This window comes from Pseudomonas sp. AL 58, from assembly GCF_036348395.1.
Lineage (GTDB): Bacteria > Pseudomonadota > Gammaproteobacteria > Pseudomonadales > Pseudomonadaceae > Aquipseudomonas > Aquipseudomonas defluvii.
In genome coordinates, this window is sequence record NZ_JAZBQR010000006.1 from 223871 (window position 1) to 241239 (window position 17369).

At 55.7% G+C, this 17369-nt stretch carries 14 protein-coding genes and 4 tRNA genes; all 18 read right to left on the minus strand.

The features are described from left to right. Positions 1–10: 10 nt before the first annotated feature. Positions 11–481, minus strand: a complete 471-nt coding sequence (gene rpsG / locus UIA24_RS10420) for a 30S ribosomal protein S7 (RefSeq protein WP_003246741.1) — start codon at positions 479–481, stop codon at positions 11–13. A 120-nt stretch (positions 482–601) separates the two neighbouring features. Beyond that, a complete protein-coding gene (gene rpsL, locus UIA24_RS10425) occupies positions 602–973 on the minus strand; it encodes a 30S ribosomal protein S12 (RefSeq protein WP_003186084.1) in 372 nt (123 codons plus the stop codon). A 203-nt stretch (positions 974–1176) separates the two neighbouring features. Continuing rightward, positions 1177–5376, minus strand: a complete 4200-nt coding sequence (gene rpoC, locus UIA24_RS10430; RefSeq protein ID WP_065761367.1) for a DNA-directed RNA polymerase subunit beta' — start codon at positions 5374–5376, stop codon at positions 1177–1179. Between the two features lie 65 nt (positions 5377–5441). Further along, positions 5442–9515 carry a DNA-directed RNA polymerase subunit beta gene (gene rpoB / locus UIA24_RS10435; protein WP_065761368.1) on the minus strand — a complete coding sequence of 1358 codons (4074 nt, stop codon included), beginning with the start codon at positions 9513–9515 and terminating at the stop codon, positions 5442–5444. Positions 9516–9733: 218 nt separating this feature from the next. Further along, a complete protein-coding gene (gene rplL / locus UIA24_RS10440) occupies positions 9734–10096 on the minus strand; it encodes a 50S ribosomal protein L7/L12 (RefSeq protein ID WP_065761369.1) in 363 nt (120 codons plus the stop codon). 80 nt (positions 10097–10176) lie between these two features. Then, positions 10177–10677, minus strand: coding sequence for a 50S ribosomal protein L10 (gene rplJ, locus UIA24_RS10445; RefSeq protein ID WP_065761370.1), 501 nt, complete (start codon positions 10675–10677; stop codon positions 10177–10179). Positions 10678–10877: 200 nt separating this feature from the next. Further along, positions 10878–11573, minus strand: a complete 696-nt coding sequence (rplA, locus tag UIA24_RS10450; RefSeq protein WP_065761371.1) for a 50S ribosomal protein L1 — start codon at positions 11571–11573, stop codon at positions 10878–10880. Next, on the minus strand, positions 11573–12004 hold the full coding sequence (gene rplK / locus UIA24_RS10455; protein ID WP_065761372.1) for a 50S ribosomal protein L11: 432 nt from the start codon (positions 12002–12004) through the stop codon (positions 11573–11575). Before rplK ends, rplA begins: the two co-directional genes overlap by 1 nt. Before the next feature lie 117 nt (positions 12005–12121). After that, positions 12122–12655 (minus strand): transcription termination/antitermination protein NusG, encoded by a 534-nt coding sequence (gene nusG / locus UIA24_RS10460; protein ID WP_065761373.1) that lies wholly within the window; start codon positions 12653–12655, stop codon positions 12122–12124. Positions 12656–12664: 9 nt separating this feature from the next. Continuing rightward, positions 12665–13033 carry a preprotein translocase subunit SecE gene (secE, locus tag UIA24_RS10465; protein ID WP_065761374.1) on the minus strand — a complete coding sequence of 123 codons (369 nt, stop codon included), beginning with the start codon at positions 13031–13033 and terminating at the stop codon, positions 12665–12667. 45 nt (positions 13034–13078) lie between these two features. Beyond that, positions 13079–13154 (minus strand) — tRNA-Trp (locus tag UIA24_RS10470). 54 nt (positions 13155–13208) lie between these two features. Further along, complete coding sequence (gene tuf, locus UIA24_RS10475) at positions 13209–14402, minus strand: elongation factor Tu (protein ID WP_102051728.1); 1194 nt, start codon at positions 14400–14402, stop codon at positions 13209–13211. An 85-nt stretch (positions 14403–14487) separates the two neighbouring features. Continuing rightward, positions 14488–14563, minus strand: a tRNA-Thr gene (locus UIA24_RS10480). Positions 14564–14589: 26 nt separating this feature from the next. Then, positions 14590–14663: transfer RNA gene (locus UIA24_RS10485), tRNA-Gly, on the minus strand. 23 nt (positions 14664–14686) lie between these two features. Continuing rightward, positions 14687–14771 (minus strand) — tRNA-Tyr (locus UIA24_RS10490). A gap of 144 nt (positions 14772–14915) precedes the next feature. Beyond that, positions 14916–15344, minus strand: a complete 429-nt coding sequence (locus UIA24_RS10495; RefSeq protein ID WP_102051729.1) for a hypothetical protein — start codon at positions 15342–15344, stop codon at positions 14916–14918. A 7-nt stretch (positions 15345–15351) separates the two neighbouring features. Then, entirely contained in the window at positions 15352–16101 is a 750-nt protein-coding gene (locus UIA24_RS10500) for a pantothenate kinase (protein ID WP_330522805.1), read from the minus strand. Then, positions 16091–17050, minus strand: a complete 960-nt coding sequence (gene birA / locus UIA24_RS10505; RefSeq protein ID WP_099775975.1) for a bifunctional biotin--[acetyl-CoA-carboxylase] ligase/biotin operon repressor BirA — start codon at positions 17048–17050, stop codon at positions 16091–16093. Before birA ends, UIA24_RS10500 begins: the two co-directional genes overlap by 11 nt. Between the last annotated feature and the right edge of the window lie 319 nt (positions 17051–17369).

Below are 17369 nucleotides of genomic sequence, written 5' to 3' on the forward strand. Positions count from 1 at the left end.
GATGCTGTGATTAGAAGCGGTAGTGCGAGAAAGCCTTGTTGGCTTCAGCCATACGGTGTACGTCTTCACGCTTCTTGACTGCAGCACCTTTGCCTTCAGCAGCATCCAGCAGTTCGCCGGCCAGGCGCAGCGCCATGGACTTCTCGCCACGCTTGCGGGCGTAGTCTACCAGCCAGCGCATTGCCAGCGCGTTACGACGGGATGGACGAACTTCAACAGGAACCTGGTAAGTGGCACCGCCAACACGGCGCGACTTTACTTCGACCAGCGGAGCGATGGCGTCGAGAGCTTTCTCGAAGATTTCCAGGGGATCGCTGTTCTTGCGTGCTTTGACGGTATCCAGAGCACCGTAAACGATGCGCTCGGCTACGGCCTTCTTGCCGCTTTCCATCACGTGGTTCATGAACTTGGCGAGAATCTGGCTTCCGTATTTCGGATCGTCCAGAATCTCACGCTTGGCTGCTACACGACGTCTTGGCATTGATAAGCCCTCAAACGGTCTTCAGGTTAGCCCGGGACACCTGACCCACTGGGTGCGTGCCCGACCTTACTCTTATCGACTCAATAAAATGAATAACTGCAAACTGCTGCAAACGGCCGATTACTTCGGACGCTTGGTACCGTACTTCGAACGGCCTTGGTTACGACCTTTGACGCCGGAGGTATCCAGGGAACCGCGAACGGTGTGGTAACGAACACCTGGCAAGTCTTTTACACGACCGCCACGAATCAGCACCACGCTGTGCTCTTGCAGGTTGTGGCCTTCACCACCGATGTACGAGGAAACCTCGAAACCGTTGGTCAGACGCACACGGCATACTTTACGCAGTGCCGAGTTAGGTTTTTTCGGCGTGGTGGTGTACACACGAGTGCATACGCCACGACGTTGCGGGCAGTTCTGCAGCGCAGGAACGTCGGATTTCTCGACGATACGCTTACGCGGCTGACGTACCAGCTGGTTGATAGTTGCCATCTACTAGCTCCACTGTTGTCTTGCGACGCTATTGTCTTGCAAGAAAAGCAAAATGGCAGGACGAAGTCCCACCAAATTTAGGGGTACAAGAGTCTAAAGAGGATCTTGCCCCCAGTCAAGGCAAGGCCCCAGCCTCCCCTCCCCGGCTGTCGGTGACAATAACAGTCACCGACGACTGGAGTGAGGCCACCAGGGCCCTACGCTTAGTTGCCGCTGGAGTTCAGCGCTTCAGTCAGTGCGGCTTCCACCTCACTGGCACTTACACGCAGCGGCTTGTCGGCATCACGGCGACGCTTGCGCTCGCTGTGGTAAGCCAGACCGGTACCGGCCGGGATCAGACGACCTACGACCACGTTCTCTTTCAGGCCGCGCAGGTAATCGCGCTTGCCGGTTACCGCAGCTTCGGTCAGCACTCGGGTGGTCTCCTGGAAGGAGGCCGCCGAGATGAACGACTCGGTGGAGAGCGAAGCCTTGGTGATACCCAACAGTACGCGCGAGAACTTGGAGACGAACTTGTCTTCAGAAGCCAAGCGCTCGTTCTCTACCAGTACCTGGGTCAACTCCATCTGGTCGCCCTTGATGAAGCTGGAATCACCCGACTCGGCGATCTCAACCTTACGCAGCATCTGACGCAGGATGGTCTCGATGTGCTTGTCGTTGATCTTAACGCCTTGCAGACGGTAAACGTCCTGAATCTCGTTGACGATGTACTTGGCCAGCGCGCTCACACCCAGCAAACGCAGGATGTCGTGCGGATCGCTTGGACCGTCGGAGATAACTTCACCACGGTTCACTTGTTCGCCTTCGAAGACGTTCAGGTGACGCCACTTCGGAATCAGCTCTTCGTACGGCTCGCTGCCATCGTTCGGAGTGATAACCAGGCGGCGCTTGCCCTTGGTTTCTTTACCGAATGCAATGGTACCGCTGACTTCCGCGAGAATCGACGCTTCCTTCGGACGACGCGCTTCGAACAAGTCGGCAACGCGCGGCAGACCACCGGTGATGTCACGGGTCTTGGAAGTTTCTTGCGGGATACGTGCAATAACGTCACCCACACCGATTTGCGCACCGTCAGCAACACCAACCAGGGCGTTCGCCGGCAGGAAGTACTGAGCTGGTACATCGGTACCCGGCAGCAGCAGATCCTTGCCATTGGCGTCGACCATCTTGATTGCAGGACGAATTTCCTTACCTGCAGCCGGACGGTCTTTAACGTCCAATACTTCGATGTTGGTCAAACCAGTCAATTCGTCGGTCTGACGCTTGATGGTAATGCCTTCTTCCATGCCCACGAAGGTCACGGTACCTTTCATTTCGGTAACGATCGGGTGGGTGTGCGGGTCCCACTTGGCAACGATCGCGCCAGCGTCGACCTTGTCACCTTCCTTGACCGAAATCACAGCACCGTAAGGCAGCTTGTAGCGCTCACGCTCACGACCGAATTCGTCGGCAATGGCCAGCTCGCCGGAACGCGAGACCGCGACCAGATTGCCATCGGCACGCTCAACCTGCTTGAGGTTGTGCAGGCGAACCATACCGCCGTTCTTCACCTGGACGCTGTCGGCAGCCGAAGTACGGCTCGCAGCACCACCGATGTGGAACGTACGCATGGTCAGCTGGGTACCAGGCTCACCGATCGACTGGGCAGCGATAACGCCGACAGCCTCACCGATGTTGACCTGATGACCGCGAGCCAGGTCACGACCGTAGCACTTGGCACAGATACCGTAACGGGTTTCACAGCTGATCGGCGAGCGCACGATAACTTCATCGATGCTGTTCAGCTCGATGAACTCAACCCACTTCTCGTCTACCAGAGTGCCAGCAGGGACGATGACTTCGTCGGTGCCAGGCTTGAATACGTCACGGGCAATTACACGACCAAGTACACGCTCACCCAGCGGCTCAACGACGTCGCCACCTTCAATGTGCGGCGTCATCAGCAGGCCCTGTTCGGTGCCGCAATCGATCTCGGTCACTACCAGATCCTGCGCAACGTCTACCAGACGACGCGTCAGATAACCGGAGTTCGCAGTCTTCAACGCGGTATCCGCAAGACCCTTACGAGCACCGTGAGTCGAGATGAAGTACTGCAGTACGCTCAGACCTTCACGGAAGTTCGCGGTGATCGGCGTCTCGATGATCGAGCCGTCCGGCTTGGCCATCAGACCACGCATACCGGCCAACTGACGAATCTGAGCTGCCGAACCCCGAGCACCGGAGTCAGCCATCATGTACATGGAGTTGAAGGACTCTTGCTCGACTTCGTTGCCATCACGGTCGATAACCTTCTCTTTCGAGAGGTTGGCCATCATCGCCTTGGAAACTTCGTCGTTCGCCTTCGACCACAGGTCGATTACCTTGTTGTACTTCTCGCCCTGGGTTACCAGGCCGGAAGCGTACTGGCTCTCGATCTCTTTCACTTCGTCGGTAGCAGTACCGATGATGCGGGCTTTCTCATCCGGGATAACGAAGTCGTTAACACCGATGGAAACGCCAGAAATGGTCGAGTAGGCAAAACCGGTGTACATCAACTGGTCAGCGAAGATCACGGTCTCTTTCAGACCAACAACGCGGTAGCATTGGTTGATCAGCTTGGAGATCGCCTTTTTCTTCATCGGCTGGTTGACTACGTCGTACGACAGGCCGGCCGGAACCACCTGGAACAGCAGCGCACGGCCAACGGTTGTGTCGACGATACGGGTGTTCTTGACGCTGCCACCATCACGATCATTGACGGTTTCGTTGATACGAACCTTGATCTTGGCGTGCAGAGCGGCCTCACCAGCGCGGAACACGCGGTCGACTTCCTGCAGGTCAGCAAAAACGCGACCTTCGCCCTTGGCGTTGATGGCTTCACGGGTCATGTAGTACAGACCCAGTACCACGTCCTGCGAAGGAACGATGATCGGCTCACCGTTGGCTGGCGACAGGATGTTGTTGGTCGACATCATCAGCGCGCGCGCTTCCAGCTGGGCTTCCAGCGTCAGCGGCACGTGAACGGCCATCTGGTCACCGTCGAAGTCGGCGTTGTACGCAGCACAGACCAACGGGTGCAGCTGGATAGCCTTACCTTCGATCAGTACCGGTTCAAAAGCCTGGATACCCAGACGGTGAAGGGTCGGTGCACGGTTAAGCAGTACGGGGTGTTCGCGAATCACTTCGGCAAGAACGTCCCAGACCTCTGGCAGCTCGCGCTCGACCATTTTCTTGGCCGCTTTGATGGTGGTCGCCAGACCGCGCATCTCTAGCTTGCCGAAAATGAATGGTTTGAACAGCTCCAGAGCCATCTTCTTCGGCAGACCGCACTGGTGCAGACGCAGGGTCGGACCTACGGTAATTACCGAACGGCCAGAGTAGTCAACGCGCTTACCGAGCAAGTTCTGACGGAAACGACCTTGCTTACCCTTGATCATGTCAGCCAGGGATTTCAGAGGACGCTTGTTCGAGCCAGTGATGGCGCGGCCACGACGGCCGTTGTCGAGCAGTGCGTCGACCGCTTCCTGCAGCATGCGCTTTTCGTTGCGCACGATGATATCTGGCGCGGACAGGTCGAGCAGGCGCTTCAGACGGTTGTTACGGTTGATCACCCGACGATACAGATCGTTCAGGTCGGAGGTCGCGAAACGACCGCCGTCCAGCGGAACCAATGGGCGCAGATCTGGCGGCAGAACCGGCAGAACGGTCAGAACCATCCACTCAGGCAGGTTGCCGGAGCCCTGGAAGGCCTCCATCAGCTTCAAACGCTTGGACAGCTTCTTGATCTTGGTTTCCGAGTTGGTCTGCGGAATCTCTTCGCGCAGGCGGCCAATTTCGTGCTCCAGATCGATAGCGTGCAGCAGCTCACGTACAGCTTCGGCGCCCATACGAGCGTCAAAGTCGTCGCCGAACTCTTCAAGCGCTTCGAAGTACTGCTCATCGTTCAGCAGTTGACCCTTTTCAAGGGTGGTCATGCCTGGATCGATAACGACATAGCTCTCGAAGTAGAGAACACGTTCGATATCACGCAGGGTCATGTCCATCAGCAAGCCGATACGCGACGGCAGGGACTTCAGGAACCAGATGTGGGCAACCGGAGAGGCCAGCTCGATGTGCGCCATGCGCTCACGACGAACCTTGGCCAGGGCGACTTCAACGCCGCACTTCTCACAGATAACACCACGGTGCTTCAGGCGCTTGTACTTACCGCACAGGCACTCGTAGTCCTTGACTGGACCAAAAATCTTGGCGCAGAACAGACCGTCACGCTCGGGTTTGAACGTACGGTAGTTGATGGTTTCCGGTTTTTTAACTTCACCGAACGACCACGAACGGATCATCTCAGGCGAGGCCAATCCGATACGGATGGCGTCGAACTCTTCGACTTGACCCTGGTTTTTCAGCAAATTCAGTAGGTCTTTCAAGGCCTTTCCTCCTGGCGGAGCAGGGAGCGGGCTTGTTCAGCCACGCTCCCGATTCGCGTCACGTGTTATTCGGTTTCCAGATCGATATCGATACCGAGCGAACGAATCTCTTTGATCAACACGTTGAAGGACTCGGGCATGCCCGGCTCCATACGGTGATCGCCGTCCACGATGTTTTTGTACATCTTGGTCCGACCGTTCACGTCGTCCGACTTCACTGTGAGCATTTCTTGCAGGGTGTATGCCGCGCCGTATGCTTCCAGCGCCCACACTTCCATCTCCCCGAAACGCTGACCACCGAACTGCGCCTTACCACCCAGCGGCTGCTGAGTAACCAGGCTATAAGAACCAGTGGAACGCGCGTGCATCTTGTCGTCCACCAAGTGGTTCAGCTTGAGCATGTACATGTAACCAACGGTCACTGGACGCTCGAACTTGTTGCCGGTACGACCGTCGAACAGCTGCATCTGGCCGCTTTCTGGCATGTCTGCCAGTTTCAGCATGGCCTTGATTTCTTGCTCCTTGGCACCATCGAAGACCGGAGTTGCCATTGGCACACCGCCTTTCAGGTTTTTGGCCAGGTCAAGGATTTCCTGGTCGGTGAACGACTCCAGGTTCTCCTGACGACCACCGATTTCGTTGTAGATCTCGGTGAGGAACTTACGCAGTTCAGCGACTTTACGCTGCTCTTCGAGCATGCGGTTGATCTTCTCGCCCAAGCCCTTGGCCGCGAGGCCGAGGTGGGTTTCCAGGATCTGACCGACGTTCATACGCGATGGTACACCCAGCGGGTTGAGTACCACGTCTACCGGCGTACCGTTGGCATCGTGCGGCATGTCTTCGACAGGCATGATCACGGAGACCACACCCTTGTTACCGTGACGACCAGCCATCTTGTCGCCCGGCTGGATGCGACGACGGATTGCCAGGTAGACCTTGACGATCTTCAGTACGCCAGGAGCGAGGTCATCGCCCTGCTGCAGCTTGCGTTTCTTGTCTTCGAACTTGTCGTCCAGCAGACGGCGACGATCAACGATGTAGGCCTGGGCCTTCTCCAGTTGCTCGTTCAGCGCGTCTTCGGCCATGCGCAGTTTGAACCACTGGCCGTGCTCCAGACCGTCCAGAACTTCGTTAGTGATCTCGGTGCCTTTCTTCAGGCCCGCACCACCTTCAACGATCTGACCATTCAGGGCTGCACGCAGACGCTCGAAGGTTGCCCCTTCGACGATACGGAACTCTTCGTTGAGGTCTTTACGGATTTCGTCCAGCTGCATCTTCTCGATGGACAGCGCACGGCTATCGCGCTCGACACCATCACGGGTGAAGACCTGAACGTCGATGACAGTACCTTTGGTGCCGGTCGGCACGCGCAGGGAGGTGTCTTTAACGTCGCTAGCCTTCTCACCGAAGATCGCACGCAGCAGTTTTTCTTCCGGAGTCAGTTGAGTCTCGCCTTTTGGCGTGACCTTGCCGACCAGAATATCGCCAGCGCCAACCTCAGCACCAACATAAACGATACCGGCTTCGTCCAGCTTGTTCAGCGCAGCTTCACCCACATTCGGGATGTCCGCGGTGATTTCCTCTGGGCCAAGCTTGGTGTCACGGGCCACACAGGTCAGTTCCTGAATGTGGATCGTGGTGAAACGGTCTTCCTGAACCACACGCTCGGACAGGCAGATGGAGTCTTCGAAGTTGAAGCCGTTCCATGCCATGAACGCGATGCGCATGTTCTGACCCAATGCCAGTTCACCCATGTCGGTGGACGGGCCGTCAGCCATGATGTCGCCACGCTCAACGCGATCACCTTTGCTCACCAGCGGACGCTGGTTAATGCAGGTGTTCTGGTTAGAGCGGGTGTACTTGGTCAGGTTGTAGATGTCGACACCCGCTTCGCCGGTTTCGACTTCATCATCGGCAACACGGACCACGATACGACTGGCATCGACGGAGTCGATAACGCCACCACGACGAGCCACAACGCAAACGCCGGAGTCGCGTGCTACGTTGCGCTCCATACCGGTACCGACCAGCGGCTTGTCAGCACGCAGGGTTGGTACAGCTTGACGCTGCATGTTCGAACCCATCAACGCACGGTTGGCGTCGTCGTGCTCGAGGAACGGAATCAGCGACGCTGCAACCGAAACTACCTGCTTCGGCGAAACGTCCATCAGGGTGACGTCTTCCGGCGCCTTGACGGTGAATTCGTTCAGGTGACGAACGGCTACCAGTTCATCGATCAGTTGCTTCTTATCGTTCATCGCGGCCGAAGCCTGAGCGATGACGTGATCTGCTTCTTCGATCGCCGACAGGAACACGATTTCGTCGGTAACAACGCCCTCTTTCACCACACGGTACGGGCTTTCCAGGAAGCCGTACTGGTTGGTGCGCGCATATGCGGCCAAGGAGTTGATCAGACCGATGTTCGGACCTTCAGGGGTCTCGATCGGGCAAACGCGACCGTAGTGAGTCGGGTGTACGTCACGAACCTCAAAGCCCGCGCGCTCACGAGTCAGACCGCCAGGGCCGAGTGCAGAGACACGACGCTTGTGGGTAATTTCGGAGAGCGGGTTGTTCTGGTCCATGAACTGGGACAGCTGGCTCGAACCGAAGAACTCTTTCACCGCAGCCGCAACCGGCTTGGCGTTGATCAGGTCTTGCGGCATCAGGCCTTCGCTTTCTGCCATCGACAGACGTTCCTTGACCGCACGCTCGACGCGCACCAGGCCAACACGGAACTGGTTCTCAGCCATTTCGCCAACACAACGTACACGGCGGTTACCCAGGTGGTCGATGTCATCGACGATACCTTTGCCGTTACGAATGTCGACCAGGGTCTTCAGAACCTCGACGATGTCTTCCTTGCTCAGTACGCCCGAACCCTCGATCTCGGTACGACCGATACGACGGTTGAACTTCATGCGGCCAACAGCGGACAGATCGTACCGCTCGGCGCTGAAGAACAGGTTGTTGAACAGGGTCTCGGCAGCGTCCTTGGTTGGCGGCTCGCCTGGACGCATCATGCGGTAGATCTCGACCAGGGCTTCCAGCTGGTTGCCGGTAGAGTCGATTTTCAGGGTATCCGAAATGAACGGACCGCAGTCGATATCGTTGGTGTAGAGCGTCTCGATACGGACAACCTGAGCCTTGGCGATCTTGATCAGCAGCTCGGTGGTCAGTTCGGTGTTGCACTCACACAGGATTTCGCCGGTAGCCGGGTGCACGATGGCCTTGGCGGTGGTGCGACCCAAGACGTATTCCATTGGAACGTCCAGGTGCTTGACGCCTGCCTTTTCGAGCTGGTTGATGTGGCGGGCAGTAATACGACGGCCCTGCTCCACGATCACCTTGCCGGTCTCGTCATGGATGTCCATGACTGCGATTTCGCCACGCAGACGCTGAGGAACCAGTTCCAGGCTGAGTTTTTCACCGGAAACATGGAAAACGTTGGTGGTGTAGAAAGCGTTCAACACTTCTTCAGTGCTGTAGCCCAGCGCGCGCAGCAGCACCGAAGCCGGCAGCTTGCGGCGACGGTCGATACGAACGAATACGCAGTCTTTCGGGTCGAATTCGAAGTCCAACCACGAACCACGGTAAGGAATGATCCGAGCCGAGTACAACAGTTTGCCAGAGCTGTGAGTCTTGCCACGGTCGTGGTCGAAGAACACACCTGGCGAACGGTGCAGCTGGGAAACGATAACACGCTCGGTACCGTTAATAACGAAGGTACCGTTTTCAGTCATCAGGGGGATTTCACCCATGTAGACTTCTTGCTCTTTGATGTCCTTGATCGCTTTGTTCGACGACTCTTTGTCGAAAATGATCAGACGCACCTTCACCCGCAGTGGTACGGCGAAGGTTACGCCGCGCAGTACGCATTCTTTGACATCAAAAGCCGGTTCGCCCAGACGATAGCCAACGTACTCCAAGGCAGCATTGCCGGAGTAGCTGATGATCGGGAAAACCGATTTGAAGGCCGCATGCAGGCCCACGTCGCGGAACTGATCTTTGGTCGCTCCCGCTTGCAAGAATTCACGATACGAATCCAGCTGGATGGCCAGGAGGTAAGGCACATCCATGACGTCCGGCAACTTGCTAAAGTCCTTGCGGATACGTTTTTTCTCAGTGTATGAGTAAGCCATCAGCGTTCCCCAGCTTGGTCACCTGCTTGTTTGGCTCCTCCCGACGGAAGCAGCCAGAAAATCGTGCAAACCCCTTGGTTTGCGCCACCGTCTCGGTGGTTGCAGCTCGTTATCGGGGCCGACCTGGTCGGCCGCCAATAACGGAAAAAGGCCGGTGGCAAGAGCCACCAGCCATCAGCCGTTCGCTTAACGCTTGGGCTGGATACGCAAAGTCGGAGTTACTTAACTTCGACTTTAGCGCCTGCTTCTTCCAGAGCTTTCTTCAGAGCTTCAGCTTCTTCTTTCGAAGCGTTCTCTTTCACGACGCCCAGGTCGTCAACAACAGCCTTGGCTTCTTTCAGGCCCAGACCGGTGGCTTCACGAACAGCCTTGATGACGTTTACTTTCTTGTCGCCGGCTTCAACCAGTTTAACGGTGAACTCGGTTTGCTCTTCAACAACGGCAGCGGCAGCAGCTGGGCCAGCAGCGGCAACAGCAGCGGTAACGCCGAAGGTTTCTTCCATTGCTTTGATCAGCTCAACAACTTCCAGAACGGTTTTCTGGCCGATTGCTTCGATGATTTGTTCGTTAGTCAGAGACATGACTATAAATTCCTGTATTGGGGTGACAGCCTACGCAGCCATCAAATTAAACGTATGATTTCGAAAGCGCTTGCGGTGCCTTAGGCAGCAGCAGCTTCTTTCTGGTCGCGAACGGCCGCCAAAGTACGAGCCAGCTTGCTGGTAGCGCCTTGAATCACGCTCATCAGCCTTGCAATGGCTTCGTCGCGAGTTGGCAGCGAAGCCAACACGTCGATCTCGTTTGCTGCGAGGAACTTGCCCTCGAACGCAGCTGCCTTGATCTCGAACTTGTCCTGACCTTTAGCGAATTCCTTGAACAAACGGGCAGCAGCGCCTGGATGTTCGTTGGAGAACGCGATCAAGGTCGGGCCGGTGAAGGCGTCGTTGAGGACACTGTATTCAGTGTCAGCAACTGCACGCTTGAGCAGGGTGTTACGTACAACACGTACGTAAACGCCAGCTTCACGAGCCTCTTTACGGAGTCCGGTCATAGCGCCTACAGTCACGCCACGGGCATCAGCCACGACAGCGGACAGAGCAGCTTTGGCAGCCTCGTTGACTTCAGCGACGATGGCCTTCTTGTCTTCGAGTTTAATTGCCACGGGTTTAACTCCTGCTTGTTACCGTTTCATTCGACCGAGGCCGAATGTCGTTTTGGTGTCTGATTCGGTAAGGAATCGGGAGCACCATCTGCGTAGGCTTGAGGTTTAAGACTTGCGTCGCCTACGGTCTTGGATAGCCCCCGCCAGGCAGGGACCCCAATCTTGCAAAGCGGGCGCGATCGCTCGCACCCACCGATGTCTTACGCGCTCAGCGAGCTCTGATCGATGACCAGACCTGGGCCCATAGTGGTGCTCAGGGTAACGCGCTTGACGTAGATACCTTTCGAAGAAGCTGGCTTGATACGCTTCAGATCAGCGATCAGGGCTTCAACGTTTTCCTTCAGCTTGACAGCATCAAAGCCGACTTTGCCAACGGAGGTGTGGATGATGCCGTTTTTGTCGGTGCGATAACGAACCTGACCAGCCTTGGCGTTTTTAACCGCGGTAGCTACGTCTGGAGTTACAGTACCAACCTTCGGGTTTGGCATCAGGCCGCGAGGACCCAGTACCTGACCCAACTGACCTACAACACGCATTGCGTCCGGGGAGGCAATAACGACGTCATAGTTCAGATCGCCGCCTTTCATTTCGGCAGCCAGATCGTCCATACCTACACGGTCAGCGCCGGCAGCCAGAGCGGCCTCAGCAGCTGGACCCTGAGTGAAGACAGCTACGCGTACGGTCTTGCCAGTGCCGTGCGGCAGCACAGTTGCGCTGCGAACAACCTGGTCAGATTTACGCGGGTCAACACCGAGGTTGACTGCAACGTCGAAGGACTCGCTGAACTTCACGGTGGACAGTTCGGCCAGCAGAGCTGCTGCGTCTTCAAAGTTGTAAACTTTGCCAGCTTCAACCTTCGAAGCGATGGCCTTTTGGCGCTTGGTCAGCTTAGCCATTACACACCCTCCACGTTGAGGCCCATGCTGCGAGCAGAACCGGCGATGGTACGCACGGCTGCTTCCAGGTCAGCGGCAGTCAGATCAGCTTTCTTAGCTTTTGCGATCTCTTCCAGCTGAGCGCGGTTCACAGTACCAACCTTGACAGTGTTCGGACGAGCCGAACCGCTGGTCAGGCCAGCTGCTTTCTTCAGCAGAACCGAAGCAGGGGTGCTCTTGGTTTCGAAGGTGAAGCTGCGGTCACTGTAAACAGTGATGATCACTGGAGTCGGCAGACCTGGCTCTTGACCCTGAGTACGGGCGTTGAAGGCCTTGCAGAATTCCATGATGTTCACACCGTGTTGACCCAGTGCAGGACCAACGGGTGGGCTTGGGTTGGCCTGGCCGGCCTTTACTTGCAGCTTGATGTAAGCCTGAATCTTCTTAGCCATGAGCTACTCCAATATCGGGTACGAACGCCTGATGGCTCCCCGGATTACTTACGTTTTATCCCAGTGACGACAAAACCCCGCAGCACAAGGCTGCGGGGTATGGGATGCTGGGTTCAGTTAGACCTTCTCGACCTGACTGAACTCTAGCTCCACCGGAGTAGAGCGTCCGAAAATGAGCACTGCGACCTGCAGCCGGCTCTTCTCGTAGTTAACTTCTTCGACAGTGCCGTTGAAATCAGCGAACGGACCGTCGATGACACGAACGACCTCGCCCGGCTCGAACAACGTCTTCGGCTTCGGTTTGTCGCTGCCATCAGCAACACGACGGAGAATCGCTTCTGCTTCTTTATCAGTGATAGGCGCAGGTTTATCTGCTGTACCACCGATGAAGCCCATGACGCGAGGGGTATCCTTGACCAAGTGCCAAGTCCCTTCGTTCATGTCCATCTGAACCAATACGTAGCCTGGAAAGAACTTACGCTCGCTCTTGCGCTTCTGGCCATTGCGCATCTCGACCACTTCTTCGGTCGGGACCAGAATTTCGCCGAAACCGTCTTCCATGCCAGCCAGTTTTACGCGCTCGATCAACGAGCGCATGACATGCTTCTCGTAACCCGAGTAAGCATGCACGACGTACCAACGCTTAGCCACGGGACACCCTTAGCCGACAATCAACGAAATCAACCAACCGAGCAGGGAATCAAGCCCCCACAACAGCAGCGCCATAACCAGAACGACCGCCACTACGATAAGGGTGGTCTGAGTGGTTTCTTGGCGGGTTGGCCATACAACTTTACGAATCTCGGTACGAGCTTCCTTAGCCAGCGCAAAAAACGACCTACCCTTAGCCGTCTGCAGCGCAACGAAGGCAGCAGCAGCAGCAAGAACAAGGAGCGCGATTACGCGGTACAGAATCGGGGATGCGCTGTAGTATTGGTTACCAACAACGCCTACGATCACCAAAGCGACAACAGCAAGCCACTTGAGCAGATCAAAACGAGAGTCTTGGGCTTCAGACTTGGAAGTCATCTAGGAGGATCCTGTGAAAAGAAAGCCAGACACACGAGGTGAATCTGGCAGGTCAGGAGGGAATCGAACCCCCAACCTACGGTTTTGGAGACCGTCGCTCTGCCAATTGAGCTACTGACCTAAAAGCTTAATCAGGCCGACCATTATGCCGGCCCGATAGAAATAAATCAACTACTTATTCGAGAACCTTTGCAACCACACCAGCGCCGACGGTACGACCGCCTTCACGGATAGCGAAACGCAGACCATCTTCCATTGCGATGGTTTTGATCAGAGTGACAGTCATCTGGATGTTGTCACCTGGCATTACCATTTCAACGCCTTCTGGCAGCTCGCAGTTACCAGTCACGTCAGTAGTACGGAAGTAGAACTGTGGACGGTAGCCTTTGAAGAACGGAGTATGACGACCGCCTTCTTCCTTGCTCAGAACGTAAACTTCTGCGGTGAACTTGGTGTGCGGCTTAACCGAACCCGGCTTAACCAGAACCTGACCACGCTCAACGTCGTCACGCTTAGTACCACGCAGCAGAACGCCGCAGTTCTCGCCAGCACGACCTTCGTCGAGCAACTTGCGGAACATTTCAACACCAGTGCAGGTGGTGGTGGCAGTGTCGCGCAGACCAACAATTTCCAGAGCGTCTTGAACACGAACGATACCACGCTCAATACGACCGGTAACAACAGTGCCACGACCCGAAATCGAGAATACATCTTCGATTGGCATCAGGAATGGCTTGTCGATGGCGCGCTCTGGTTCTGGAATGTAGCTATCCAGAGTTTCGACCAGCTTTTTGACAGCAGTGGTACCCATCTCGTTGTCGTCTTTGCCTTCCAGGGCCATACGAGCAGAACCGATAATAATCGGAGTGTCGTCACCCGGGAAGTCGTAGGTGGACAGCAGATCGCGAACTTCCATTTCAACCAGTTCCAGCAGCTCTGCGTCGTCTACCAGGTCAGCCTTGTTCAGGAAGACCACAATGTAGGGAACGCCTACCTGACGGGACAGAAGGATGTGCTCACGGGTTTGCGGCATCGGACCATCAGCGGCCGAGCAAACCAGGATGGCGCCGTCCATCTGGGCAGCACCGGTAATCATGTTCTTCACATAGTCAGCGTGACCAGGGCAGTCAACGTGAGCATAGTGACGAATATTCGAGTCATACTCGACGTGCGCGGTGTTAATGGTGATACCGCGAGCTTTTTCTTCTGGAGCGCTGTCAATCTTATCAAAATCGACTTTAGCCGAACCGAAAACTTCGGAGCAAACGCGAGTCAGCGCAGCAGTCAACGTGGTCTTACCATGGTCAACGTGACCAATAGTACCTACGTTCACGTGCGGCTTGTTACGTTCGAACTTTTCCTTAGCCATCGAGACTGTCCCCCGCAGAAGAATTTAACTAGTCACGCCAACCATTAAAACAAAGGCAGATATTTTCATATCTGCCTTGTTAATATGGAGCTCTTGAGCGGATTTGAACCGCTGACCTCACCCTTACCAAGGGTGTGCTCTACCAACTGAGCTACAAGAGCCTTACACTTTGCAAAAACAGCAAACCTGGAGCGGGTAGCGGGAATCGAACCCGCATCATCAGCTTGGAAGGCTGAGGTTCTACCACTAAACTATACCCGCGGAGCTTGCAGCTCTCGCTAAACTGGTGGAGGGGGAAGGATTCGAACCTTCGAAGTCGTAGACGTCAGATTTACAGTCTGATCCCTTTGGCCGCTCGGGAACCCCTCCTGAACGTGGGCAGCATTTTCAACTCTTGCTGCCTTCCTGTCAAGCTTTTTCTCATTAAAATCTTGAGCTTAGCTAATTTGACAGTTGCTACACAGGCTTTCCAACTAGTGGTGTTCCCTGTGAAGCGGGCGCCATTCTATCAAGCTATTCAGCAGTTGCAATACCCTCGCACAACATTATTTTATGTTTTAAGTCTTTGAAATCATGGGAAAGTGTCGCGAGCAGCGCTTCGTCCAGTAAACGTCGGCTTTGGGGCGCCACCTGCAGCCAGAATCCCGGGCTGTCACCCAGCGCCCCAACTACCTGTGCAGTCGCCACATCCAACGAAACCAAGCGCTGACGAAGCGCATTCAATTGCTCAACCTTGGCAAGGCCACCGATATAGAGACAATCTTCAGCCTGCTGCGCGCTGCGCCCTCCAGCCCCCGACTCACTCAAAAGGCGAATACCCTGCTGACTACCTTTATATAAAGACAGCGGGGCTACCTCCTTTGCCTTCAAAGGCGCTTCTTGCTGATGCCAGACGTAATAAACAGCATTGAGCACCACTAAGAGAAGAAACAACCAGCGCATAGATACCTCAATCCAGGGGGCAGGCTATCGCCAGACCAACAAACACTAGATCCGGCACCACGCGAGCACACGGAGCCACCTGATGAACCAGGGGCGCATCACCACCCGTGAGGAACAGTGTAAATGCCTCTCCAAAAAGCGAGCGAGCCTGCTCTACCTGTGTCAATACGAACCCTTGGAGCATTAACAGACAGCCGCGCTCAACCGCTTCGACAGTCGAACGCCCAGGCTCCACGCTTGAGAGCGCACGCTCTGCTGCGGCGTCGTCATAACGGATACGACGGGTATGGGTGCGCAGCTGATTACGCATCAGCGGCAACCCAGGGCAAATAAACCCCCCAAGATGCGCCCCGTCAGCCGCGACAAAGTCGGCCGTTACCGCTGTACCGAAGTCGATAACCACACAAGCACCCTTGGCCAGATGATAGCCACCCAAAAGCGCCAACCAACGATCCATCCCCAATCGCTGGAAATCATCATAGCCATTACGAACCCCGGCCAACTCTTTCGCTGGCTCAGCACTAACAACCAGCAGACCGAACTGCTCAACCAGAGCTGCACGCAGTCCTGCTGTCTCATCCTCTCCCCTGACACTGACCAAGCGACAGCATCGAGGGGCGCTACCTGGAACTGCATGGATCGAGGCAATCAATGCTTCATTGGACTCAACGACACCACCAGCGACTATCGAGGCATCCTCAGAGCGAATGATTCGCCATTTGATAAAGCTGTTACCGCAATCGAGCTCAAGAATCATCGCGCAACCTCAAACTGAGCTCTCCGCCACTAAAGCTCTTTTCAACACCATCGACCTCAAGACGCAGAGCCCCCTGACGATCAATGCCTCTCACCACACCATCGACCTGATGATTACCTGCAATAAGCGATACCGCGCGACCTTGCCAGAGGTGCGCCTTCTCCCACTCACCCTGGAATACTGCAAATCCCGACTGGCGATGCCGAACCAGGTCTTCCTGCAGGTTCTGATTGAGCAGAGCGACCAGCTGATTGCGATCAACGACCTCCCCAACCTCTCGCCATATGGACGTCCATTGCTGATCCACTTCACTGCTGGCCTGCATGTTGACGTTGATCCCAACGCCCATCACCACGTGGCAAACATCTGCAGGATCACCTACAAGTTCTAGCAAGATACCGGCAATTTTTTGATTATTCACCAACACATCGTTTGGCCACTTAAGACCTGCGCCACTGACACCATAGGCATGTAGCGTGCGCATCACCGCCAAGCCAACGACCAGGCTAAGCCCTTCCAACTGGCGCATACCACCCTCTATGCGCAGTACCAGACTGTAATAAAGGTTCTCTGCAAACGGACTGGCCCAACTACGCCCACGACGGCCTCGCCCGGCCGTTTGCCGCTCAGCCAGAACAATAAAAGGAGCAACTCGCCCCTCATTGACCTCACGGAGCGCCTGGGCATTTGTCGAGTCGATTGAGTCGAAAATCAATGCCGGCCACGACTCGTCGACAGATCGCTCTGCAATTGCCGCCGTTTCCAGCAAGGACAATGGCGTCGCCAGCTGATAACCGCGACCGCGGACTTTATAAATAGGCAAGTTCAGCTCAGCCTCAAGGTGCTGCAACTGCTTCCAGACAGCACTGCGACTGACACCCAAGGCGGCCCCCAGCGCCTGTCCGGAATGAAACCGGCCATCTTTAAGGAGGTTTAACAACTTCAGCATGCCAATCTCGACTCACAATGAGGCAGGCATGATAGCCATGCCTCGAAGACTTGCATAGAAATCTGTAGCCACGAGAGACGACCTGGGAGCCGGAAAGCCCAGCCATTGAGGGGCCTCCCTGAGTGGATCGCACACTGCCAGCCGCTTAGAGGCCACAAGCCAGCCCACAAATGTGAAATAGCGACAGCCGCCCTGCTGGCAATGTTCTCCAGGCCACAAAGACAAAACCCCTACCTGCATGTGCAGATAGGGGTTTCGGAATTTAATCTTGACGATGACCTACTCTCACATGGGGAAACCCCACACTACCATCGGCGAT

Bases quoted from the DNA above. Each gene is read 5' to 3' on its own strand.
- rpsG (WP_003246741.1), bottom strand. From the start codon at position 481: ATGCCAAGACGTCGTGTAGCAGCCAAGCGTGAGATTCTGGACGATCCG.
- rpsL (WP_003186084.1), bottom strand. From the start codon at position 973: ATGGCAACTATCAACCAGCTGGTACGTCAGCCGCGTAAGCGTATCGTC.
- tuf (WP_102051728.1), bottom strand. From the start codon at position 14,402: ATGGCTAAGGAAAAGTTCGAACGTAACAAGCCGCACGTGAACGTAGGT.
- UIA24_RS10500 (WP_330522805.1), bottom strand. From the start codon at position 16,101: ATGATTCTTGAGCTCGATTGCGGTAACAGCTTTATCAAATGGCGAATC.
- rplL (WP_065761369.1), bottom strand. From the start codon at position 10,096: ATGTCTCTGACTAACGAACAAATCATCGAAGCAATCGGCCAGAAAACC.
- rplK (WP_065761372.1), bottom strand. From the start codon at position 12,004: ATGGCTAAGAAGATTCAGGCTTACATCAAGCTGCAAGTAAAGGCCGGC.
- rplA (WP_065761371.1), bottom strand. From the start codon at position 11,573: ATGGCTAAGCTGACCAAGCGCCAAAAGGCCATCGCTTCGAAGGTTGAA.
- secE (WP_065761374.1), bottom strand. From the start codon at position 13,033: ATGACTTCCAAGTCTGAAGCCCAAGACTCTCGTTTTGATCTGCTCAAG.
- UIA24_RS10495 (WP_102051729.1), bottom strand. From the start codon at position 15,344: ATGCGCTGGTTGTTTCTTCTCTTAGTGGTGCTCAATGCTGTTTATTAC.
- birA (WP_099775975.1), bottom strand. From the start codon at position 17,050: ATGCTGAAGTTGTTAAACCTCCTTAAAGATGGCCGGTTTCATTCCGGA.
- rpoB (WP_065761368.1), bottom strand. From the start codon at position 9,515: ATGGCTTACTCATACACTGAGAAAAAACGTATCCGCAAGGACTTTAGC.